General features: G+C 60.1%; 21 protein-coding genes. 11 read left to right on the top strand and 10 right to left on the bottom strand.

Annotated elements, in window-relative coordinates; translation table 11 throughout:
- Positions 1–264 precede the first annotated feature (264 nt).
- Together RH91_RS03740 and RH91_RS03735 are read right to left on the bottom strand one after the other, a co-directional pair.
- Positions 265–4,695 carry a hypothetical protein gene (locus tag RH91_RS03740; protein ID WP_157136845.1) on the bottom strand — a complete coding sequence of 1,477 codons (4,431 nt, stop codon included), beginning with the start codon at positions 4,693–4,695 and terminating at the stop codon, positions 265–267.
- Positions 4,696–4,875: 180 nt separating this feature from the next.
- On the bottom strand, positions 4,876–5,082 hold the full coding sequence (locus RH91_RS03735; RefSeq protein WP_010161209.1) for a hypothetical protein: 207 nt from the start codon (positions 5,080–5,082) through the stop codon (positions 4,876–4,878).
- Between the two features lie 223 nt (positions 5,083–5,305).
- On the opposite strand from RH91_RS03735, the gene RH91_RS03730 reads away from it, so the two are divergent.
- From RH91_RS03730 to RH91_RS03720, 3 genes are read left to right on the top strand one after another with little or no spacing between them, the layout of a single operon-like run.
- Entirely contained in the window at positions 5,306–6,625 is a 1,320-nt protein-coding gene (locus RH91_RS03730) for an SIR2 family protein (protein WP_157136844.1), read from the top strand.
- Complete coding sequence (locus RH91_RS03725; protein WP_029623579.1) at positions 6,625–7,155, top strand: hypothetical protein; 531 nt, start codon at positions 6,625–6,627, stop codon at positions 7,153–7,155. Before RH91_RS03730 ends, RH91_RS03725 begins: the two co-directional genes overlap by 1 nt.
- Entirely contained in the window at positions 7,152–9,215 is a 2,064-nt protein-coding gene (locus RH91_RS03720) for an AAA family ATPase (RefSeq protein ID WP_010161205.1), read from the top strand. Before RH91_RS03725 ends, RH91_RS03720 begins: the two co-directional genes overlap by 4 nt.
- 33 nt (positions 9,216–9,248) lie before the next feature.
- On the opposite strand, the gene RH91_RS22210 is transcribed toward RH91_RS03720, so the two are convergent.
- Positions 9,249–9,389 (bottom strand): hypothetical protein, encoded by a 141-nt coding sequence (locus RH91_RS22210; protein ID WP_198283225.1) that lies wholly within the window; start codon positions 9,387–9,389, stop codon positions 9,249–9,251.
- 161 nt (positions 9,390–9,550) lie between these two features.
- Positions 9,551–10,393: a S1 family peptidase gene (locus tag RH91_RS21420; protein ID WP_010161204.1), complete on the bottom strand. Its 843-nt coding sequence runs from the start codon at positions 10,391–10,393 to the stop codon at positions 9,551–9,553.
- Between the two features lie 569 nt (positions 10,394–10,962).
- On the opposite strand from RH91_RS21420, the gene RH91_RS03710 reads away from it, so the two are divergent.
- The gene (locus RH91_RS03710; RefSeq protein ID WP_010161202.1) at positions 10,963–11,280 is read left to right on the top strand and encodes a hypothetical protein; all 318 of its coding nucleotides are present in this window, start codon (positions 10,963–10,965) and stop codon (positions 11,278–11,280) included.
- Between the two features lie 31 nt (positions 11,281–11,311).
- On the opposite strand, the gene RH91_RS03705 is transcribed toward RH91_RS03710, so the two are convergent.
- Together RH91_RS03705 and traA are read right to left on the bottom strand one after the other, a co-directional pair.
- Positions 11,312–11,938: a DUF6118 family protein gene (locus RH91_RS03705; protein WP_010161201.1), complete on the bottom strand. Its 627-nt coding sequence runs from the start codon at positions 11,936–11,938 to the stop codon at positions 11,312–11,314.
- Positions 11,939–11,948: 10 nt separating this feature from the next.
- Positions 11,949–14,843: a Ti-type conjugative transfer relaxase TraA gene (gene traA / locus RH91_RS03700; protein WP_010161200.1), complete on the bottom strand. Its 2,895-nt coding sequence runs from the start codon at positions 14,841–14,843 to the stop codon at positions 11,949–11,951.
- A 171-nt stretch (positions 14,844–15,014) separates the two neighbouring features.
- On the opposite strand from traA, the gene RH91_RS03695 reads away from it, so the two are divergent.
- The 3 genes from RH91_RS03695 to RH91_RS21415 all read left to right on the top strand — a co-directional run bounded on the left by RH91_RS03695 (position 15,015) and on the right by RH91_RS21415 (position 17,002).
- Entirely contained in the window at positions 15,015–15,335 is a 321-nt protein-coding gene (locus RH91_RS03695; RefSeq protein WP_010161199.1) for a conjugal transfer protein TraD, read from the top strand.
- 19 nt (positions 15,336–15,354) lie between these two features.
- Complete coding sequence (locus RH91_RS03690; RefSeq protein WP_010161197.1) at positions 15,355–15,573, top strand: conjugal transfer protein TraD; 219 nt, start codon at positions 15,355–15,357, stop codon at positions 15,571–15,573.
- A gap of 373 nt (positions 15,574–15,946) precedes the next feature.
- On the top strand, positions 15,947–17,002 hold the full coding sequence (locus RH91_RS21415; protein WP_232283402.1) for an IS110 family transposase: 1,056 nt from the start codon (positions 15,947–15,949) through the stop codon (positions 17,000–17,002).
- Positions 17,003–17,240: 238 nt separating this feature from the next.
- On the opposite strand, the gene RH91_RS03685 is transcribed toward RH91_RS21415, so the two are convergent.
- The 3 genes from RH91_RS03685 to RH91_RS03675 all read right to left on the bottom strand — a co-directional run bounded on the left by RH91_RS03685 (position 17,241) and on the right by RH91_RS03675 (position 19,491).
- On the bottom strand, positions 17,241–18,164 hold the full coding sequence (locus RH91_RS03685) for a nucleotidyltransferase and HEPN domain-containing protein (RefSeq protein WP_010161195.1): 924 nt from the start codon (positions 18,162–18,164) through the stop codon (positions 17,241–17,243).
- Between the two features lie 71 nt (positions 18,165–18,235).
- Complete coding sequence (locus RH91_RS03680) at positions 18,236–18,577, bottom strand: RNA polymerase sigma factor (RefSeq protein WP_010161194.1); 342 nt, start codon at positions 18,575–18,577, stop codon at positions 18,236–18,238.
- Positions 18,574–19,491, bottom strand: coding sequence for an ArdC family protein (locus RH91_RS03675; RefSeq protein WP_010161193.1), 918 nt, complete (start codon positions 19,489–19,491; stop codon positions 18,574–18,576). The genes RH91_RS03680 and RH91_RS03675 overlap by 4 nt, the downstream gene beginning before the upstream one ends.
- Positions 19,492–20,274: 783 nt before the next feature.
- On the opposite strand from RH91_RS03675, the gene RH91_RS03670 reads away from it, so the two are divergent.
- On the top strand, positions 20,275–20,481 hold the full coding sequence (locus tag RH91_RS03670; RefSeq protein WP_010161192.1) for a helix-turn-helix transcriptional regulator: 207 nt from the start codon (positions 20,275–20,277) through the stop codon (positions 20,479–20,481).
- Positions 20,471–20,686 (top strand): helix-turn-helix transcriptional regulator, encoded by a 216-nt coding sequence (locus RH91_RS03665; protein WP_010161191.1) that lies wholly within the window; start codon positions 20,471–20,473, stop codon positions 20,684–20,686. Before RH91_RS03670 ends, RH91_RS03665 begins: the two co-directional genes overlap by 11 nt.
- Positions 20,687–21,226: 540 nt before the next feature.
- Here RH91_RS03665 and RH91_RS22205 read toward each other — a convergent pair.
- Positions 21,227–21,691, bottom strand: coding sequence for a hypothetical protein (locus tag RH91_RS22205; RefSeq protein ID WP_157136842.1), 465 nt, complete (start codon positions 21,689–21,691; stop codon positions 21,227–21,229).
- Between the two features lie 586 nt (positions 21,692–22,277).
- On the opposite strand from RH91_RS22205, the gene RH91_RS03655 reads away from it, so the two are divergent.
- The gene (locus tag RH91_RS03655) at positions 22,278–22,910 is read left to right on the top strand and encodes a tyrosine-type recombinase/integrase (protein ID WP_029623577.1); all 633 of its coding nucleotides are present in this window, start codon (positions 22,278–22,280) and stop codon (positions 22,908–22,910) included.
- 83 nt (positions 22,911–22,993) lie between these two features.
- Positions 22,994–23,263, top strand: coding sequence for a hypothetical protein (locus tag RH91_RS03650; protein ID WP_010161186.1), 270 nt, complete (start codon positions 22,994–22,996; stop codon positions 23,261–23,263).
- Positions 23,264–23,279 lie beyond the last annotated feature (16 nt).

Here is a 23,279-nt window from a genome sequence, read left to right as displayed (position 1 = left end):
AAGGCTGAGGTCGTGAGCCCAATCCTCACCGGCAGCACCATCCTCCTCAAAAAAATCCAATGATTTAGAGCACCGCCTTTTGGCGGCGCCCGTGTCGTTTGGGAAATGGGCACGCATGGGACGCAGCTGGCAGCGTACGCTGGCGTGCCGCAGCGTACGATCGAAACCCTGAAACTCACCTGATGCCTCGAAGTGTGGGCGCAACGGGCTTGGAGGCGGAGTCGGTCCGCGATGGGGCGGCAAGAGAACGAGGCAACCGACCCATCAATGGTCCTTGTCCGCCTTCAACGCCGCATCTTCACGCGCCTTGAGCTGCCGCTTCCGCATGTCGCGCGCTTCGTCCAAGAACTCGTACGGCAAGGTGTCAAATATCTCTTTGAGATTCGTTGGGTCCTCGCGTGACCAAAGAAAAAATGGATCCACCAGCTCGATGATCGTCGACAGCCTCGCCCATTGGAGCGGCTTCGGCGAAGACATCAGAAGCTCCCGATGCACCATCGCCGCTGCTTCCAAGCCGCGCCGCCGAACGGCATCGCGGGCCGCCTCCTGAACCCCCGGAGAAACATCTTCGGCGAGCGTCTTTAGCCAAGGGAGTGATACCGCCGGGGGAATGACTGCGGCTAGACGAGCGGCAACGGTACGGTCCCTTGCCCGTGGAACTGCCGCCAATGGTGCGATCAGCGTGGCCAGTCCTTTAACCCCGAGTTGGACGCGCAGCCGGCGCTCAAGCTCGAGGCGGAGCGAGGACTTTGCGGTTCGGTACAGATCGATCAGCTCTTGGCCGGCACGTTCGCTGTCGATCTCTAGCATGAGATCGGCTGCAACTGCGAGTCCATGGCGAACCAAGAGGCGCCGAGCGGAGAAATAGGCTTCGTCGGGATCGTCTCCACGCAGATAGTCGATCGCAATGATCGCGTTCCCTCGGTCGAAACCTGAGTACCGGTAGCTCGCCCGCACAAGTTCCCGCTGCGCCCATTCGTCGCCGGCCTCGGCCAGCAGCTGCAGCTGGTTTCCGTCCACGACCAAGTGCCCTTTCTCCCGGGAACGTCGGAGAAATTTGACCACCGCCGCCTTACCCGCGGCACTATCGAGTAGCGCGTTGAGATAACTTCGCCGCGAGGTGGAGTTGTTGCCCACATCCTGGCCCGCTAGCCAGTCGATCACGACTTGCGTCGCGTCCTTGTCGCCTCTCTCGGCCAGATAGGTTGCAATGAATTGGGCCTCATCGTCGAATTGGCCTTTAAGCAAGTCGCTGGCAAGTGGAAGCAACTCTGGGGCATAAAAATGTAGCGCGCGAAACGACCCGAGGATCATTCTCCGAACCGCCACCGGCGTTTCCGGCGCCAGGTAGATTGCGACCAGTGGCACCGCGTCAGTTGCGTCCCCAAGAAATCCCGTCAGCGCCACAGCGATCTCGAGGGACTTAGGGTCGCTGAGGTTGATGAGCTCGGTAATCCGCGCGCGCAGCCCCAACAGGTCGCGACTATCCGTGCTGCGCATCTGGGCTGCGTTCACATAGACTGCCACCCCGCCGCGGACCATAGCTTCAAGCTGCTCATCGCAACCATGGACCGCGAGCGCCTCCATGCGCACGCTTTGGCCATAGGGTTGGGCATCCGCCTCTTCCGGCGTCTGTGCGAGCGCAGATGTGACCTCGCTGGAGCTCGACCATCGGGCCAAGACGTACCCGTCCTGGCGACCGAAGACATTCGGCCTGCCGAGTTCGGCCTGAATGAGTTGGTCAAATCCGTTGCCGCCAATCATCGCGAGAATTCGCTCACACTCGTTGCCGGTCGTGTCACGCGTCATCGACATGCGCCCCCGCCGGGCCGAGGCGAACCGGACGAGCTGTGTCTCGAGACCGGTGCCTGCCCGGCGTCGCATCGCCTCATATTGCCACGGCTCGCTCAGCCGAGGCAAGAAACGCAAAGGATGGCCAAGCCTGCCCTCGTGCCTGTCGGCATCGCCGTTGCCCGTATTAAAGTTTCGGAGATCCTCGGCAAATGCGTCGAGCATCTCATTGAGCGTCTGTAGATCCATAGCCTCTGGGTTGAAGCGGTAGTAGAGAGCGATGTCCGTGACCGGGTCGTTCCCGGCATGCGAGCGCGTCCGGATCGCGTTGGCGAGACCTGAAGGATCCGCCGCCCTGAGCTCATCGAACCACCAGTTCGCGGCACTCCAACCATATACATCGCTGCCCTCAGCGATCTGCCGAATCGCGTCTTGCGGAGCGAGCCGCGCGAGACTTCGCAGGACGCTGTCGCGCGTCCCGTCTTCGTCTTCCGCCGCAGCGTCGAGAATAGGTAGGAGCGATGTTTCGCGAAAATGGCCAATCGCCGAGATCAAGGCGGGGCTCGGCATCGGATTGATCGCGACAATCCTGTCCCGGTGCCGCGCCCAAATATCGATTGCGGTTTCGCTATTGACTGACTTCGGGTCCTTGAGCACCCAAACCAACTGGTCGATCCCAACGGGATTGGTCTCGGAAGCCAGTTTCGCGTCCACCCACCCATTGTCGGCGCTAACCGCAACGTGGAAAGCCTCCGAGCTCAGCTGGTATGGGAAGAATGCGCGCGAGCGTATATCGATATCGGTATTGCCCTTGGCCTCTTCCAAGGCGATCGAGCGCGCAAGATGCACCTCCCAGATCGCGTCGAGCGCCGCCGGTGCCTGAATCAGGCGCGCGGCGCGTAGGCCGATCACGACTTCATGCTCATTGTCGGACGCGACCTGGCGCGCGATCAAATTCTGAACCGGATCGGGGTCGGATGCGGCGACGGCAGCGAGCGCGAACGGAATGTTTCGCGGAATGTCCCAGTCGCGTTCCTCATCGAACGCCCGCCGGCTCAACAGTTCAAGGGCAGGCACAATATCCACACCGAGACTACCGAAGCCGTTCCGCCACTGATCCTCCGAGCGCGCCTCCTGGGGAAGCCGCACAACTTGTTCCCAGATGAGATCGGCGATAAATTGCGGCTCGCATTGTGAGGCCAACAGCGAAAGCGCGTCGAAATACACATAGACGAGACGCGTTCCGATCCGCTCCTTCTTCTTGGTCTGCAGGCCCTCGATCGATGCAAAGAGCGCATCCGCCTGCGGGGCGGTAAGGCCATCTTCCTGAATCTTCTCGGCCATGGACTCCGCAATCGCCCAGTTGAGCATCCGGTCGGCCGCAAACTGGATTCGATCCGGCACAGGACGACGCAGGAGCCCGACCTGTTCGAGCCGCAGTATAGCTTGGTCGTTGAGGTCAACGGCCTGGAGGTCGGCGATCCGCCACGGATAGTGGCTCTGGCCATTCAATAGCTGCGCAGCGAGCGTTCGCAGCGCATATTTGTCGCTGGGATGATCCGCCTGCTCGCGCGCCTCCAGGCTGGCATATTCCCAATAGGCCCTGAAGAGTTCGTACTCGGAAACGCCAGCCCAGGACGCCCGCTTCGGAAGTTTGACGAAGATGCTTGCGTGCACGGGCTTCAGGAGGAGCTCGAAGACATCGTCAGGCATCGTTTCCAGCGCCTCGGCTCGGCCATGGTGCGTAAGGAAGCGGAAGAGGTCGGCGCTGCGGAAGTTACCGATCTCGATAATCCCGACATCCTGCCGGATCGACCGAACAACGCTGGTAATCCGCGGCTGGGCGGAGACGATGACTCTCACGCCATATTCGTGCCACTTCGATCGAGCGAGCCTCTGTGCGAACTCGCGGTCCTGGACGTCGTCAATGTAAAGGGTCAGCCAGGTTCCATTGCCGCCATCGAAGGCGTCCCTGAGGCTCTTCGCCATAATCGCGACCGTTCCGCGCTCTTCGTATGCGGGCTCCCATATCCGCTCGCTGATGCAGGCGATGACATCTTCGATCTTCGTCGGGGACCGCATCACGATGGCCAGCTCGCCACGCTCGATCTGATCGAAGGCGAGCTGGGCAAGCGTGTAGGTCTTGCCCTGACCAGACTCTTCCGAGAGAATCGAGAAGCTGGAAAGCACATCGGGCAGGCCGCGGCGCGCTTGCTGCTCTGGCGAGTAGCCGACTAGCTGCGTGTCCTCGTCAATGTGACGCGCGAGCAATTCGGGCAGCGACTGGATATGCGCAAGGCGGCGGTGAGCGTGCGGGCTTATGAGCGCGAGCAGGTCCTCCGGGCTCAGCTTCGCACCGTGCGTTGCCAACGGCATCAGTTGGCCAAGCAGCTGGTAGCGTTTGTCGCTCTGGGATTCACCGGGCTTTAGAAGCGGCTTCAGCGTCTTATCGATATCATCTTCCGTACCTTCGACATCGATTACCTCGATCCGGAAGTGATCGAGCAGATGGCGAAATTCTAGGCCGACCGAGCTTAGTCCGGCCGCCTGTGCCAACCGAAGCTCGAATTGCGTGCGAGTGAGGTTCGAATTACCCCATTTGTGCCGGCGCTCGGAACCCTCGGCGAGCGCGGCGACATAGTCCTGAAGACGGCCAAGGCCGGCCCCGTTGTTTGTGACGAAGCGAAACTCCTGTTCATCTGTCAGCCGAACTGCCTTTAGCAGGTCGGGAAAGACCTTGGAGGCCACCTCGCCGCTATCCCACTTTCCGGCGGTGTTGCGCATCTTCACCTGCTCGATGATGGCGCGGGGACCTCCGCCGACCTGAACATCGCTTCCTTCGGCAGGTTCAAGATGAAGGACCATCTGCGAGCCTTGATCGATCGGCACCAGCGTCAGGCTCATGTCTAGGCCCAATTTGATGCTGCGCAGGATCTGAATCAAAAAACCCGCGAGGGCGCGCCTGCCGGCTGTCTCCGCATCGACATTTATAGCTATGGTCGGTGCTGCTGCCGGCACGAAAACATCAGTCCTTCAAATCAATGGGCGGGGAACGCCAGGCTCTCGCAATCTAGCCTGCCACATCTAACCTAGCTCTGCCGGCCCGGCCGCCTTGATCGCGTCCTGCTCGTCGTACCACCCGCCGACAAGGTCGTGATCGACAAATCGTTCAGCGAGGTTTTCATGACGGATGAACGCGTTGGGCATAATCTCAAGGTCGGCACTTGCCGCCAAAATGTCAAAGAGGTGATTCCCGAAACTGTACAACCGAAGCTTCAGCCCCTCCGACATCTTCGGTACCTAAAGCGCCCACGACGGCTCCGAGAGCCGCATCAGGCGCGAATCTTGTCAGCTTCGGCTTTTCGAGCGACACGGGGATCGTGTCCAGCGCGGAGGCGCAGCGACGCATATTCAAGACTTCACAACTACTCATTCAGTTGCCGGTCGTGCTACCGACGAAAGGTCGCTTGTGGCTTTGCGCCGAATCAGGTCGGACCAATGTGAGGAAGCAGGCTTGAATCCAGAGACGAAAGCCCGGCTCCTCGCATCGATGCACGCTGGCCGGCTGGTGATCGTCTGCGGCGCGGGTCTTTCGATGGCGGAGCCCAGCAATCTGCCAGCGGCTTGGCAGGTGGCCGAAGCTTGCTTCGATCAATACCGGCTGACGATCGAACCTAACGCTGACGAAGTGATGCGTTACGATCTTGAGGCGCTAGCGCAGCATTTCGCAGATCTGCAGACGCTGCAATCGGTCTTCATCGAGAGCCTGGTACCCTGGACTGATTTTGTGCGGCCACCAAATCTAGGGCACGCCGCAGTTGCGGATTTCCTGATAACGAAGGCAGCCGCCGCAAGCCTGTCAGCAAATTACGATACTTTGATCGAGCGGTGCGCAATTGAAAACGGGTTCGATTTCCAGAACGCGCTCGACGGAGACGAGGCAACGGTTCGGGCTCGCACCCAAGGTCCGCTCCTGAAATTTCATGGCTGCGCGATGCGCGACCGCTCGGCAACGGTCTGGACAGCATCGCAGTTGGACGCGGCCCCGATTGCCGAGCGGATCGCGCGGAGCAAAGTGTGGATGGCAGCCAATCTCAGGCAGAAAGACCTACTTGTGGTCGGTTTCTGGAGTGACTGGGTTTATCTGAATGGCCTTCTCGGCACTGTGCTCGACGGGCTTTCCCCATTGTCGGTGACCGTCGTCGATCTAGCAGATGCAGACGCACTTCAGCAGAAGGCACCCGACCTATGGGCTCTCGCGCATGGCGACGGCGTTACCTTTACCCATGTGCAGGAGTCTGGCGCAGTGGCTCTTGATGAACTGCGAAAGGCCTTCTCGACCAACTATCTGAAGATGATTCTCGCTGCGGGGCGTTCTGCTTTTGAGGACTCGGCCGGCGTACGATGCCAGCAGGACTGGCTGGAGATCGAAGATTTCGACACGTCCACCCTGTACGGATTGCGGCGCGATGCGGAAGGTGTTCCGCCGGGTAAACCGGCCACCCGGTCTCAGCCGGCCCAATGCGAAATCCTCGGAGTCTTCCACCTCATGCTGAGGCAAGCAGGTGCGGTTCAAACACCTCAGGGATACATGATGGGCGGAAGATCGGTGCGGGTCGTGAACGGAGCCGGCGCCGCGCTCAGCAAGCTAAAGGCCAATTTTGCAGAAGCGCCAGTTGTCGATTCAGCCGATATCGTGGTTGCGCCGGGAGCGATCAATCTGCCCGGTCCGGCAAACGTTATTCGGGTTGGCAAAGTTGGAAATTTTATAAGGCCGGTATCGAGCGCGGTCTGGTTCGACCTCAACGACGCGCGTGCGGAGCTCGGGATTTGATGGACATACCGACACAGGCTGAGGTTTTTCTGCGCGAAGCGGGCTACCAGACGTGGGTCTGGACTGGTGCGTTACCTGCGGTGACTTGTTTCGAGAATTCGACGATCGTCGGATTTCTCCACGTATTCGGCACGGCCGAAGACCTTCTGGCGAACTGGGAGGATGCTCAGGCGCGCGTCCTGGCGCGTCACGCTGCTGCGTTACGTGCGGCGGGTGCCAAGGCCTGGAACGTCTATTCGGTATTCTTGACAAGCGAGCAAGCCCCCCTGCTGCGTCGCGATGTTGAACGGCTGGAGGAGGATTTCAGCCTGACGCGGAAAATCGCGCGCGCTGGAGTTCAGATAATCGAAGACCTGGGGCACGCCTTGATGCCGCTCGCGCCAATTAAGGCGCAGCCGATATTGGAAAATGCCAGTGTCGAGGGTCGGCTGCGCGCCAGGGCCAAGGATTTGCCGCCTCTGGCGCTTCAGGCGTTTCTTGGAGCAGCCAATCCCGCCGAGGTCGCTGAAATACTGGGCAGCCGGTCGTGAAGCTGGATTATGTTGAGGTGTGCGGATTCCGCGGATTCCGCGATAGAGTCCGCGTCGATTTCGGCGCTGGCTTTACCGTTATCACTGGACGCAACGGCGTCGGCAAGAGCACGCTTTGCGATGCGATTGAATTCGCTGTCTTGGGGGAAATCGGCAAATACAATGTCGAGAGTTCCGGCAAGGAAACGGTCCGGGACTATATCTGGTGGCGCGGAGAGGGAACCCCGCTCGCTCATTACGTGACGGCCGCCTTTAGCGACGCCACGGGCAAACAGTTTATCGTGACTAGGAGCCGTGAGGGGGGGGCCGACAAATCAAATGAAGAGCTTGCAGAAGCGCTGTGCCAAGGCGCCGTGCCGGAAGACCCGCTTCACCAGCTCTGCAAGACCAGCATCATCCGCGATGAATGGATTGCGGCGCTCAGTCTCGACCTTACCGAAACGCAGCGGTTCGATCTGGTGCGAGCGGCACTTGGCTCAGTCGAAGGTGCAGACCTGGCGAACAAAGCAAAGGCTGTCGTCTCGGCGGCGGAGGCGACCTTCCAACGTATCGATGCGACGTATGAGCAAATGCGCTCCCAGCTATCGAGTGGACTCGTTCAGTTGTCCGAAGCAACGGAGGCGGCGTCGAAAAATGCCGATGTCTCGGCCGCGATTGCGGTGTTGGACGCGCTGGTGAGTCCCGGCCAGAATGAAGACCTTGCCTCACGCGTCGACCGGGCGCGGCGATTGCTTCCCGAGAGACGTCGGCGGCTTGAAAGTCTAAACCAGGCAGTGTTTGACGGTCGCGAGCTCGTTGCATTGCGGGCGGATTATGACAGACCAGATGCCGTCCAAAGCCGCTTGGCGAGAGCATTGGCGCGCGAATCTGCCCATCATGAACTTGGAACGGCGCGCACGCGCCTTGAAACCGCAGAGCGAGCATATGAGGTCGAGGCACGCGCCAGCGACATCGCCGCCTCACTTTCGATACTTGTTGAGCACGGCGAGAAGGTCGGGCTGCATGAAGGGCATTGCCCCCTTTGTGAGGCTGAAAGGACAGTGGCGGAATTCACCGAAGGCGTGGCCCATGCACGGAAGCGAATTTATAGTCTCGCCCATGGTATCACTGTTGCACGTAACGCTTTGGGGATCGCGCGTGCGGCGGTCGTGTCCGCAGAGGCATCATTCTCTCAGGCAGAGGCAGCTTGTTCCGCAGATGCCCAGGCGCTGGCCAGGTTGACCGCCCGGGAAAAGGCCCTCGTGGAAAGTTTCGAGATGCATGGCCTTAGGCTCGACCTCATCGCCGATCCCGAAGCATTGGATCGCGAGGCATCGACCGAGCGCAATCGGCTGATCGACTTTGAACGTTCGCTCAACGCTCTAGAGGGCTCGCAAGCTGTTAGCCGGCTAGCCTCGGTAGATTCCAGAGTATCGCTAATTCGCAAGCAGGTCGACGACGCGGCAGATGATCTTGCCCGGGCGCAAGCCGCGCTCGCAGCGGCGAAGTCTCTTGAGAAAAGCGTGCGACGCTCCGCAAGCGAGATTGTCGACGAGCGCCTCGCGCTGATTAGTCCGCTGCTCAACGAGCTTTATCAGCGGCTCCGACCGCATTCGGACTGGCGCAGCATCGAATATAGCATCCGTGGCGATGTTCGACGCTTTCTCAGTCTGAAGGTAGGCAACGACCTTAACCCCCAATTCGTCTTCAGCAGTGGCCAACGACGTGCGGCGGGACTCGCCTTTCTACTATCGGTGCATTTGGCGCGTTCCTGGGCGCGCTGGACCACGCTGGTCCTTGATGATCCTGTCCAGCACATCGACGATTTCAGAGCGCTGCATCTCGTCGAAGTCCTCTCCGCGCTGCGCCAGAGTGGTCGACAGGTGATTTGCGCCGTCGAGGACGAGGCCCTGGCGGACCTGATTTGTCGACGTTTACTTAGCACTGGGGCACAGCCCGGTCGCCGCGTGGCGATCGATACCGGAGACAAGGGCAGTGCCGACGTTGTTTCGTTGCTCGAGATTGCGCCAATGGCTGCCGGCGTGCTGGCCGCAAGCAGCGCTGCATCGGCGGTCGGCTAGGGCTACCAACCCTGGGCGGCAAGCGCAGCAATGTCAGCGCGTGGCGGACGATAGAACCGAATTGTATATCGGAACGTCGATCGCGGCGTGATACTTGCCCTCTTGCTTCGTCACTCGAACGATGCTGCCCGGCATGTAGAGATCTTCAATGGCCTTGTCTTCGAGTTGGGCCATCAGCTCCATGACGGGGTGGATGCACCGCACGGGAACCGGGTCGTGGCTGATCTCGCATAAACGTTGGGCGATCTCAATCTTGACGATCAGGCAGTGCGCCTCAGCGATTGAGGGGACTTACCTCCGGTTAAGCATAGTAGGAGATTACCTGAATATGAGAATCAAGCCCGTAACGTCACACCACGAATATGGTCTGATATTGCTTGATTCAATATCAGAAGTTCCGCGCCTTGTATTACATTCCCAAGATGCATCATCGATGCAACTTGAACGGTCGGAGCCTTTCCGAATGTTATCGTTCCTAGGTTATTAATAAGAGGCCCGGCATACAAAACGCCAACGAGAAAAAAACGCCGAGCGTCTAATTTGTAGGTGTCTGTTGCTCGGTCAAGGTATCCGAGCTGATTAATAAAAACAGGAGAACCGGAAGATCCTGGGAAGCACGCCATGTCTACCATGAACTCCGGCTTATCGTTATAACGCCGGTCCATAGAAGTCGCGGTAATCCCCCGTCTAACTATTGGGCGATTATTGAACTCGTCTACTATGCCGTTCGGGCAACCGATCATTAAAACATCTTCGATAGCATCAAAGTTTAACCAGTCTGCAGGCTTTGGGATATTTTCTGCAGACAGATTTTTGTAGAAAAGGGTTTGGCCCTTACTCTGAAGATCAGGAATTATCCCCGCGATTCCGAAAGCGCACAAGTCAACGCTTGGGTCAGGATGACCCACTACTTCTTTCAGAGGGACGTCAATCTGATAGTTGCTAAACCGGCCGCTTGGCTCGGTTGCCGTTGCGTCCGTCGCTAGGTGAAAACGTATGACTACTGCTTCAGCGTTAGCCATTACATGCTTGTTGGTGACTATACTCAGAGCCATCTGGCCTGGCTCGGTAGAGGCATTCCAAAAGAAACCTGTTCCGGTCTCGACTGCCTTTCCGCCAACAAACTTCGTAATTTTGACCGCCGAGTAGATCAAAGATTCGTTCATAGTCAGTGGCATGGCGATTCCTTAGTTCGCGCCAGTCGGACATCCACGGTAGCTAATCCTTGCTCACTTCGAAAGGGCCAATGAACTTCCAAGATATTCTCCGGGGGAACTTCCTCAAGTTCCTCTGGTACGTGTGGACGAGGTTGCTGCTCCTGCCGCAGCCGACCCGCGTACAGCTCGACATTGCCCGCCTCCTGGTCGGAGGTGGCAAGCGTCGCTTTATTCAGGAATTTCGAGGCGTCTGTAAGACCTTCCTCACTGCAGCTTACGTCGTCTGGCGGCTCTGGAATGACCCAAGCGGCATAGCGCACAGCACAATACGGCCCTGCCGCTGGGGGTGAACACGCACGCCGTGCCGGTCCGGATAGGGGAACGCCCTTCACTGACCTGACTCTAGGCAAGCGCGCCGGGTGGCTCGATTGGGCCCGTAGCCACGATTGGGGGCAGGACGCGCATTTCGACGGCGACTGCACCCTGCGGGGGCTCGAACAATACGAACACGACGAGGTGAACGGGTGGCGCACCCTCGCCGGCCTTCGCCCGCACACCGCTCGGTCTCCGCGATTGGGCGGGATACTAAAATGGCCCTGCCCCTTCGCATCATCGCCCGGCAGGGCATCCGCAGCATCCTCACGGAAACCCTGCGGACCCTGCGGGCTCATTCCCTGCGGCACCTAGGCCGCAACCTCGCGATGGCGCTGGCCATGCCTGACGACGCCATCCGCGCCGCCTTCGATGCGGCAACCGCGCAAGAGGAAGCGGACCACGTCGCTGCAATTCAGCTGATCCGCGCCGAGCTGGCGCGTCCCGGTATAGCCCTCCTGCCCCGCCAGCTTAACGAACGGCAGTTTACTGCGATCGCTCCCCAAAAGCGGCCATTCCGCTCTCCACCCAAATGACCCTGAAAGCACTCGGTCCATCCCGCACCGGCTAACGCCGCTTGCGACGATGAGGCTTTTGGGTCTCCGCCACCGGGCTAGATGACGCACTCGGGCTCGGTGTTGGCTCAAGTTTGTCGACAGCTAATAAGCGCATACCTGCCTGCCAACGATCCATCCGCATCGTGCGCATGGCCATCCATTGCGGCGCAGCCCAGCTCTCCGGCAACGCGCGCGTCACAATCCCTGGCAGGATCGACCAAAGCAGGATGCCTAGGAACAACCCGGCGGCAGCTGCGAGCATCAGGCGCTGCTTTTGCACCCTTGCTGCTTCGACCTGCTGGATCGCTAGCCGAAGCTGCTGGATCAAGGTCGTGGACGTGTCGTGTGCGGTCCGCAGCATTTCACTGTCTTGGGCACGCACCTGTTCGCTTGCCCTTACGATCGCGACGCCAAGATTGCCCGGGGTCAACCGCATCGCCGGGCTGTCCTTGATCACCTCCAAGCTTGCCGAAATCGTTTCAAGGCGGTCATCCATGACCTTGAGCGTTTCGGTATAATCGGGTTGCTCGCGGTGCTCTGCGGTCAACCCTTGGGTTGCCCGGAGCGCGAGGCTCACCTCACGACGAAGCGAGTCGAAAGCGCGAACGGGGTCATCGATGCTAGCGTCCTGGTCCATGCCCGGAATGCTACATCCCAATGCCAAGACCGCGCGAGATGCCGAGATTGCGCTGGAGCTCGTGGGACATCGATTCATATTGGGGCATGCTTATTCCGAGCTCGTGACCGCGCTGACGCAGCAGCGACTCGACCTGCGCGTCGCGCTCGAGACCCTTTGCCATGGCACCCATCCGCTGCCCGACATGGCGCGCACCGGCAGCATCGCCCGCCCGCTCGAGTTCGGTGCGCTGCGTGTCGAGCTTCTTCCAGTCATCGACGAACCGGTCGGCTCGGCGCCTCGGATTCGTGCGGATTTCGCGTTCAAGCGCCATTGCCTGGAGCGCCCTGCCGGGACGACCCTGTCGTAAGTCCTGCGCGAGCTCGGGGTTGCGGCCCAGCACAGCGCGCAGATCGCGCGCGCCATCCGGCTGAACCTGATCGAGTGCCGTTTGCGCTTTGGCGAGTGCAGCTAGCTGGTGCGGCAACGGCGCGCGACCGGCGCGGTCGGCGGCATCGACCTCGGCGAACGCCACAGCGTATCGGCGAACGGCTGCGCCGACATCGCGCGACTGATCAATTATTACCGCCGGCTCCTTGGGCACCGCCAGCTCGAGGCCATCAAACATGCTGCGCTGTCGTTCTGGCGCTGGCTGCGGGGCATCGACATTGAGGCGCAAGCCCGCAAACGGATTACGCGATGGTGCGGGCGGCGCGGCGCGGTCTTGCTCGGGCGCCTGACCATAATCCGAGGCCATATCCTTGCCGCGCTCGCGTGACAGCGCACGCACCAGCTTACCCTGATCGCTGAAGTCGTCGCGGCCATAATGTAGATCCACGCTGTCACGGTGGCGCGACAGGGCGACATAGGCGGCATGACGATCGAGACCCGGCGTCGCCAAGACATGGACACGGTCGACGGTCACGCCCTGCGACTTGTGCACCGTCGCGGCGTAGCCATGATCAATCTGATTATAGTCCTTCACGTCGAACGCGATCGAACGACCGTCGTCGAGCATCACCGCCATCCGGCTTTGCGTGACCGATTGCAGGCTCCCGAGCGTACCGTTCTTCACGCCCAGCTCGCGTTCGTTCTTTAAGAACATGATCCGGTCGCCGGTCGCGAACTCCCGGCCGCCGCGTTCGGTCTGGATCACGATATCGTCACCAAGCTGCTCGCTCGAACGCAGTCGATCACGCGCGGCGAGGTTGAGCGCGTGCACCTCGTCATTGGTATGGGTCAGAATGATCCGCGTCGCGTCAGTCGCGGCGCCGCGGTCGCGATCCCAGCGATCGATCAACGCCTCACGTGCCTGCTCACGGGTATCGGCGACATGCACGCTGCCGTGCGCGTCATACGCTGCGACCGCATCAGCCGTGCGGCCGGTCGCGAGTTCGCGTGTCGCGTCGCGCTGCCAGTCTTCGCGCTGGCGGCGGATCTGCGTGATTTCGACGCTGCCGTGGCGTTCCGCGGTAGCGCGGAACGCAGCACCTGCCTCGATCGCCTGAAGCTGCTCGGGATCGCCGACCAGCACGAGCTTGGCACCGCGCTTCTCGGCTTCTGCCACGACACGTTCCATCTGACGCGTTCCGATCATGCCGGCCTCATCAATCACCAGCACGGAGCGCTGATCGAGCAACTCGCGGCCCTGACCCCATTGGTGTTCCATGCTCGCGATCGTGCGCGATGCGATGCCGGATCCGCTTTCCAGATTCTCGGCAGCGATACCCGACAGGGCAACGCCGTGAACGCGGTAGCCAGCACCCTCCCACGCCTCACGCGCGACACCGAGCATCGCCGACTTACCTGTGCCGGCATAGCCGATGACGACGCCGAGATCTTTGGCGGCGGTAACGTGTTCGAGCGCGCTGCGCTGTTCGGCGGACAGCACCAAACCACGGTCCTCCGCACGCGCCAGCGCGGCGTCGCGGTGACGATCGGGAACGGCATGCTGGTAGCGGTTCGCCATGATGTCGGTGGCGCGTTCGAGCTGGTGTTCGGTCTCGATCATATCCCGACTGGTAAAGCGCGGTTCGCCGCGACCGTCTTTGCCCACCGGCACAAGCTCTGGCGCGGATTTCACCGCCGCCATCACCTGGTCGAACTGCTCCTTGCCGTCGCTGTGTCGATGCACAAACATCGCCAGATCGCGCGCCGTGAACGTCGCCTGGTTGTGCGTGATGGCATCCAGCGCGAGCGCCGGGTTTGCGAGCAGCTTTTTGCCGTTGGCGCGCGCGATCTCGGCGTGCTCGGCCAGCCGCTCGGACTCCAGCCCTTGCTCGGCCATGCGCGCCGCGGCAGGCCCAACCTTGTTCTGTGGCTCGAGGTCGATCCCCTGCGCCTCGAGCGATCGATGATCGACGCGCGCATCGATGTCGAGTTCGGCAAGCCGGGTGTTGACGTGTTCGGCCCAGCGCTCGCGCCATTTCTCCAGAAGGTCTGTGCGGTTCCAGTCGCGGTTCTTCTGACTAAACCCTTCCTCGCCGACTTGCCGTGTGGTCAACATCACATGCGCGTGCGGCTTTGCCAGACCGTCCGCGCCCATGTCCCAGTGCACATTGAGATCGGCGATCATGCCGCGGCTGACAAACTCGTCGCGCACGAACGCGCGCGCCAGCTCGATGCCCTGTTCTTTCGTCAGCTCGCGCGGGATCGCAAACTCGATCTCGCGGGCAAGTTGCGCATCGATCCGCTTCTCGATCGCCTCGACTTCATTCCACAGACGTTCGCGGTCGGACAGATGCTCGGGTGCGCCTTCCGGCAGCATTACTTCCGAGTGCACGACGCCGGTCTTGTTCGAGAAATCATGGTGCCGGTCGAGCCGCCGATCGTGCAGTCGGGATGCCGAGCGATACGCCGCAGATGCCAGCACGCTCGAGCCGCTCGCCCTTGAGATCATCTTTGCCGAGAAATGGTAGATCGCCATGACGGCCATCCACTTACACTTCAAAGCGGATGTCGGCACGACGTATAAGCGCGCCCTCAAAAGATTTCATCTGTTTCGGGACTGCACAATCCCAAGGCATTTCAGAAGATTGTGCCTGATCGACTGAAGCGATAGTTGGTTCGTCCTCACCTTTCAAATGGGGACGTGACCATGCGCAAACCGCGCGACTTCGATGCCGAACTGAAGACGCTGAGCGACAAGGCTCAACAGCTGAAAGACCAGAAGGTTCGCCAGCTCGGCGAACTGGTGATTGCGACCGGAGCCGACGCGCTCACGATCGAGCAGCTGGCCGGACTGCTGCTGGCGGGAACCGAGAACAAGGACGCGAGCGCAAAAGAGTCGTGGCGCAAACGCGGCAGCGCCTTATTTCACCGAACGGCCAAAGCTGGCGGCGGCACTGACAACGACACGCGCAGCAATCCGGCGAGCGAGGGCGGCGCGCTACCGGCTACAAGCGCAAATCGCGCGTGACGACACGAGACGCTGGGTCGTGAAGCGCCGCGAGCGAACGCGCCACCTAATCGAGCTCGGCGGGCTCGTCGTCAAGGCCGGGCTGGTCGAACTCACCGAGGACGATCGTACGGTCCTGTTCGGCCTCATGCTGGAGGGTGCCGCGACGTTGCGAAGCGAACGTCGCGACGAGGCGCTGACACTTTGGCGAAGGCGCGGCAAACGGGCGTTCGCACCTGCCAATTTAGACGACGCATGAACGTGAACGACAGACGATCGACAGACCTCAGCCAATGCCTATAAGAGCAACTATGGCGTGGTTTGACCGATGCCGCTGGATCCCCGTTCACGCAGAGATGCGTAGGAGAAATGAATCAGTCCTAACGCCGACTTAGATAAGCTAGCTGAAACAGATCAACCGAATAAAACATAAAAGTATTCGCTATGTGTTGCGATCTGTCGTTTTTATATCGGCCGAGAAGCCTTGTCTGCAATTTTGGATGCCGATATAAATCTAAGGTCCTTCGGGACAGGAGGCGATTCTTCGAAACCTCGTTTTAGGTCTGTCGTCGTCAGGCACCGAACCTAGCTTCCAAAATGAAGCTCGCCGACCATCATAGTCAGCTTGGAGCATGAAGATGCAAAAGCACTGGGTTGGGTTGGACGTGGGAGAGGAGTTCACCAACATATGCGTCCTAGACCGGAGCGACAGTCCAGTTCTGGAATGCTCAACCGGATCGTCTCCCGATGCGATAGCGGCCGGGCTCGGCGGCCTGAAGAAATCAGAAATTCAAGCAATGGTCATGGAAACGGGGTCAGTTGCGTTGCCAGAAAAGCTTCGAAAGATTGGTTTCCCCGTAAGTGTGCTTCACGCCAGAACCGTACATCGTTTTCTGTCCATTCGTCACCATAAGACGGACGCCAATGACGCGAGAGGGCTTGCCGAGATCGCCCGTCTCGGCAATCTATCCACGCTGGCGATTCACACCCGAAGTTCGGCATCTCAGGAACTTCGCAATCAGCTGATAATTCGGAATAGGCTTGTCTCGGCACGCGTTGCGGCCCGGGCCACGTTACGTTCTACCCTCCGCAACTATGGAAGCGAGATCCGCCAGCTAAGCCTAGGGACCGCACTCCGCCCGCAGATAGAGACAGAACTGGATTTGATTTCGCGCAGCGTTGGATCGTCTGCGGTAATGCAGATAGAACCGTTGCTTGCCGTATGCGTTTCATTGGCGAGCTACGTCTCGGCGCTCGATCGCCAGATGCAGCGCACCGCGGCCTCAAATCCTGTCACTAGCCGATTTCTACAAATTCCAGGCGTAGGCCCAATCTGTGCGGTTTCGTTTTACTCCGCAATTGATGAGCCCTCACGATTTCGTCGCACGGCTGATGTGGGTGCTTATCTCGGCATGATACCTAAAATCAGCCAATCCGGTTCTACAACCTACCGATCGAGAGTGACAAAGGCAGGGAGCGCCATGACGAGAAGTCATCTTGTGATGGCTGCAGGAGTGATGATGTCCAGAGCAAAACAGCGCTGCGCGATTAGCGACTGGGGTGTAACGCTGGCAGAGAAAGTAGGCTATCCGAAAGCGAGAATGGCGGTCGCGCGAAAGCTTGCAATGGCCATGCTGAGCATGTGGAAAGCCGACAAGACGTTTGAGCCCTACCCGCAACGATTTTAGAGCTCCGCCTTGAGCGGCAAACTAGGACTCCGAACCAAGAACTGGAGCAAAATCTCCGCCCCCCATAATGGAGCCTAGTTTGGAGAAATGCTATGCTGTCGGCCGCCCCCGGGTGACCGATACGTATGTCCAGATCGCATGATTAAAGGTATCGGTGCGTCGGCCCAACGGCGTTCTCAACCCCGGCCGGCATGTACAGCGAATCGACCGGGTCTAGTTCCAGCGGGTCTTGATCAGATCAGGCTGCGGCGCTGTGTTCGAGCACAGCAATGTGCTCTTCGCAAATCACCTGTACGACATGACCGAGCGCCTCGACACGCTCGCCAAGCCACGCAAGCTCGTTTTCGCTGATCCGGTAATGCTTGGAGTAGCGAGCCTTCACATAGGCCTCTTTGAGTTTCTCGAAGCGCGCGCGGTCGCCCTTGGTTTCGCGCGGCCAGACTTCAATCAACTGCGGATCGATTCTCTCGGCTTGGGTGCGCAGGAAACCGAGATTGTGCACGTGCGGCGTGTAGAAGGTACAGACCAACAGAACGCAGTGGTAATAGCGCTCAGTGGCTTGATGATAGTCAAATGCGGCCTTCTTCAGCCAACCCTGCGAAACTGAATGTTTGGCCGAACCGAGAAATTCGCCGGCGCTCGGGAGCCATTCTTCAAAATACTCCCGCGCCATTGCCAGCGCCTGAGACGTTGTCTTGGGCTGAGGCTCGGGAAGATCGGTGTCGTCGCTCTGGTAGAGCGCGATCCCGTCTCGAGCGATATCGATGAAAAAATAGCGTCCGTCGGACAATCCGGCGGTCACGTCGCGCCACGTATGCACGATGAAATTGACCGGCGTGCGCAGCGTCTTGGTGATCGCGAGCTCGCGGTTCAGCGTGTCCTCGGCGGTCGACCAGAATTCGACGCGGTCGATCAGCTTCTCATGATTGACGATGACCAGCAGATCGAAGTCGGACTGATAGCCCTTGGCAGTGTGCGGCTCGTCAACCCAGCCGCCGCGCGCATAGCTGCCGTAGAGGATGACCTTGAGGATGCGCGCCTGCTTCTTCCAGTCGGACGTAGCGATCGCGGTGGCGTCGGCAAACTGTTCGAACAGGATCCGCACGACCCGTTCGAGCTCGCGTTGCTTGGCCGGCGGCAAATGATCGAGGCTGGTCTGCATCCCGCATCATCCTAACGCTTTGCTATCGGTTCGGACAGCCTCGCCGGGACGGCCGGCGAGGCTGCGGCCGGTCAACGCCATCGCGAAACGAAAGAGTTCCAGCGCCGTTGCCACGGCGTGCGTTCATCGCCGTCCATGAAGCGTGACAGCTGACACAAGGCTTTCACCATGTGGCGCTCGACTTGCTGCGGACTCAATCCTGCGGCCTTCCCGATTTCGATATAGTCGAGGCCATCAAGCCGGTGCGCTAGAAACACCTCCCGCGTCATTTTCGGCAATGCCCGCAGCGCCCGCTCTATTGCAGCGAGTTGTGCGGGATCGACAGGCCCGTCCTGCTCGCGCGAAGCGCTCTCGATCAATCGCTTGGAGGCGCGACGGTTGCGCGCCTCCAGCTCTTTGCGATTCTCGCTCATGCCGCCGTCTCCCGATCGATCTCGTCAACGGCGGCTCCGCCAAACGCGAGGAGATAGTCGGCGGCCTTGCTGGCGCCGCTCGCCGCGCGGAAGATCGCCTTGTCATCCTCGCGCAGCACAGCCAGCCAGCTGCCGATATAATCGGCGTGGCGTACAGTCGGCTGGATCGACAGCGACGCACAGGCGAACGCGCTCGCCATCTCCGCGACCAGTTCCTCACGCGCATAATCGGCACTACCGAACCCGCCGCGCTGATCGCGATCCAACCGGCTGCGATGTCCGGTCCAATGTCCAAGCTCATGCAACGCTGTCCGATACCAGTTGATCGGCTCCCCGAACGCGGCCTGCGGCGGCACCGCTACGAAGTCGCCACCGGGAGAATAATAGGCTTCACCGCCACCGATTCGGAAGTCCGCACCACTCGCGTCAATCAACGCCCGAACCTTCGGCAGGATATTCGCAGTAACCGGCGCTTGCGCGACCGACGTCATCGCGTCGGGCAACCCCTCGCACTGATCGATATTGAAAACGGTAAAGCGCTTGAGAAACGCAATCTGCCGCGCGTCGCGATCCTCATCGCGTGCGCGCGCCTGCTCGTCTTTCGGCGTGAAGCTATCGGCATAGCAAACGGTGGTGCCCCGCTCGCCCTTGCGGACGTTGCCACCCGCCGCCTGCGCCTGTCGGTAGGTTAGCCAGCGTTGCGAGGTATAGCGTCCATCGATCACCGCTGCCCACAGGATGAGCACGTTGATTCCCGAATAGCGCCGCCCAGTCCCGGCATTGTGCGGCATGGTGCAACCGCACGAAGCGGCATCCCACGGCTGAACCCAAGGCAACCGCCCCGCTTCTAGTTCGGCAATTACGCGCGACGTCACTTCGGCATAAAGGCTCGTCCGATCGGTCTTGTCCTGCATCTTCCTCACTCCAAAACCACCGCAACCGGCGCCGGAGTGGCGGGGGTGGGCGGCAGGAGCGAACCGGCAGTCCCGCAAGAGCGGCGGGCTGCACCCGAAGGGGCCCCCATCGCCTTGGCGATGGGGATTGGGCCCTAGGGCCGAAACGAAGAGGAGGAGCTGCGCGCAGCGCAGCTTGCGACCCGCCGCGGCGGGACTACAGGGTAGCGACGCCCACCTCCGCCAGTTCGACAGCCGGAGGCCAAACGCCATCGCGCCAGCGCGATGTCCGCCGCATCCAAGCGCGCAGCGCTGTCCGGCTCCCGGCAGGAGCCAACACAACGCACTCTCGAATCCGGTCGGCCGGCGCGGCGGCCTGCGCGCGGGCGTGTGCGCCAGCCGCCGCCGCGCCCTCCGGCCGGATCGAGTGTGCCACGCGGCAATCAAAGGCATGGCGACCCCTGGCGGCTTCGCAGATGTCCGCCAAAGCGCGCTCAAACCTACCGCGTTCCGCTTGGCGGCCACCGGCCGCCCACTTGCGTCAGCGATCGCAATCCGGATTGGACCAAAAGCCCACAGCGCGGCTCGGCACCGCGATGCGGCCTAGAGCGCGGTGACGCTGAAGGCTCGAAACGATCCAAGAATCCACGTTCCCAGACCAAGCACTTACGCCAAGGCTTCTATTCCTGCGGCGGGGTACGCAAGGCACCATACCGACCCCGCAGCAGCCTTGCCGAGCGCATCCAGCCGTCTCATCCTAACCAACGCAGCATCACGCCACCACAGCTAAGCCAAGGGTACGCCATGCAGACCGAAAGCCCGGATCGGATTCTTCGTCTCAAGACGGTGCTCGACCGCACCGGGCTCAGCCGTTCGAGCATGTATCGCAAGATGGGGCAGGGGACGTTTCCCAGAAACATCAAGATCAGCGAACGCTCGGCCGGCTGGCGGGAATCTGCAGTCGAAGACTGGATGCGCAATCCGATGTTCTATTCCGTCGATGACAAATGAACCGGCCGATCGTCTGATCCGGCTCGACGAGGTGAAGCGTCGGGTGGGCCTGGGCAAGACGATGATCTATCGTTTGATCCAGCAGCAACGCTTCCCGGCGCCCTACAAGATTTCACAGTTTGCGTCGCGGTGGAGCGAACGCGAGATCGTCGCGTGGATCGACACCGTGAAGGACGGGTTCGAAGGCAAGAAGCGCGTGCTGTAATAGAATTTTCGGCTTCCGGCGTGCTGCGAAGTGGGCAATTTCTTAAATCAGGGGACGGGGCAGGGTGGTCATGCGGTCGAGGTGATTTCCTCGACCCGAAAACAAAGCGTTAGGCCATAGGTTCGGCGGCCTCCGCGACTGCGGGCACGACGCGCTACTCCGCGCTGCGCCATGGCCTATGATTGTTACAATCGGTGCTGTTCTCGTGGCGGTAATCGTTTGCTATTTCGAGCCGTACTTAGACCAGCTTGTTTCCAGATTGCTTACCCGTGGGCACTGATCGTTGGCTGTAGTGTTGAACAGTCGAAAGATCGTTGCCTGCGAGCCTGCTTGTGCTGGTGGGCGAGCTATTGGCCGGCGGCAGTCAGTCAAGGAGACGAAATATCGGCATAAGGCGGTGCACTGCAAACGTTCATGCTTTCTGGCGGCGTTCTGATCGCGTTATTTGTCGTCGTGCCTTGCGGCGCAGTAAGCACGAATGTCCGGGTTTGGTGGGAAGCGGAATGGCAGCTTTCGAGACAGAGTAGGGCGAAGCGGACACTATGCGCCCAGCATTTCCGCCCGTTCGTCCTCTGTGCAAAGCGCCATTGTCGCCAGCGTATGCTGCCCCTTGGAATGCGCGACGACGGCTAAGGTACTCCTCACGACAAGATCGTCCGTTGCTTGCCCGAGATCACGTAACGCCATTGGCAGGATGGCAACCCAAGCCTGTTCGTAGTCGTGTTCGAGTTCGGGAGGAATCGATGGGCTGGCTACCGCTAAGCGCCCTTCTTCAATCGACGCAACCAACGAGTAGGCGTTCCAATCAGGCCCGACCTGTTCCGCCATCATCCGGACAATCTCTCCGACCGCCGCATATGAGGCCGAATTGACGGTTCCTTGATGGTAGAGCTGTTCCCATAATTCCTGCGAGGCAGCTTTGACCTGCCCGGCTCGCCAAGCTTGTATTGCGGGCCGCGGGTCATACGGCTCGCCATATGCGCTCAGCCAAGGGTCTTCAGGCATATATTCGCTCCTGCTACGAACGGCTGCTTCTAGCGTCGGTGCGCAAGCTGCGGAACGGCCGAGATTGGGCGGTTTCAGTCCGTCCGCTTTCGCGCTCGATAGCTGCCGTCCAGCCGATCCGCAAACGCCCTCAGATAGAGAACTGCGTTGGCTACTGGCTCAGGTTCAGAGCGTACCTTCAAATAACCTGCCCAGCAAAGCCAACGGTGCTGGAACCTGAGGCGGTATCGCCAGAGGAAGTAATCATTTCCGATAAAATCAACATTAAACGCTGGCTCATAACCAAGCTCCGGAGCGAACTGTAGGCCCCGCACGAGCCCATCCGCGAACTCTCGTAGTTCGTCAGGCAAACGGTCCCTAAAGCATCCGCGCATCGGGAACGGCGTCTGCCCCACGGTCACATTTACGTTGACTGCTTCTGCGTTCCACCCGTCATCTAATTCGATATGCATAATCGCTTTTGCCTTTGGGGGAAGCTCGAGGCAACGTCTCTAAATGGGCGGAAGTGGAAGGGCCGCTCCAGGCTGCCGATATGGCATGCCCCCCGCGTTTTCTGATCGGCTATAATGGCCGCAGGAGAACGATTATGGGAATGTCAGAATTTGACCCAGGTGCTGCCGACCGCCGTGCATGGAACGCTGGTCGGAAGGTCGGTGCAAAGCGCGCCCTAAAGCCAAGGCAGGTGTGGGCCGTCCGCTTCTTTCTCGATCAACACCGCCGTATGCGTGATCGCGCTTTGTTTGATCTGGCGGTTGATAGCAAATTGCGGGGCTGCGACGTCGTCGCAGTCAAAATTGGCGATTTGGTCATTGGTGGCCAGATCCGGCACCGTGCAATTGTCGTTCAGCGAAAGACGGGCAAACCAGTGCAATTCGAACTGATGGGTGACGCTCGAGCTAGTTTGCTGGCTTGGCTGGATCGCCGCGGCGGCACTGTGGACGATTATGTTTTCCCCAGCCGCATCGACCAAGCGAGCCACCTAAGCACGCGACAATATGCCCGGTTGGTTGACGAATGGGTCGTTGGCACCGGACTGCGCCGCGAGGAGTATGGAACCCACTCGCTTCGCCGGACAAAGGCGTCAATTATTTACAAGGCGACGGGAAATTTGCGCGCGGTGCAAATTCTGCTCGGACACACCAAAATCGAAAACACGGTCCGCTATCTGGGCGTAGATGTGGAGGATGCGCTCGCCTTGGCTGAGGCGACAGAAATCTAACGTTGGCCCGGCTCCATCGTGAAAAGGAGCCGGGCCTCTTTCGCCCAGTAGCGGACATCCGCCGACCCATCTAAACCAGTGCCATGAGCGCACTGGCGAAACTGCGAATGGTCCAAGTTGTCCTGCTCTGGGCTTGGGACCCCATTGGTGTGCGGGGCATCCCCGAAGCCGTCGATGAATATGACAGTTACGCGCCAGCGGTCCTCGAATTGTTGGAATCTGGCGCATCCGACCAGCACATCGCGGATTACCTGACCGGCGTTACCCGTGATCGGATGGAGCTTCGTCCCAATCTAAAAGCGCATGAGGACATCGCCGCGATGCTCCGCGAGCTTTATGCCATTGACGCATAGCGCACGACCGCTTCCC

This window comes from Sphingomonas sp. PAMC 26617 (genome assembly GCF_000242835.1).
In the GTDB taxonomy this organism is placed as follows: domain Bacteria; phylum Pseudomonadota; class Alphaproteobacteria; order Sphingomonadales; family Sphingomonadaceae; genus Sphingomonas.
This window is presented reverse-complemented; position numbering and strand designations above follow the sequence as displayed.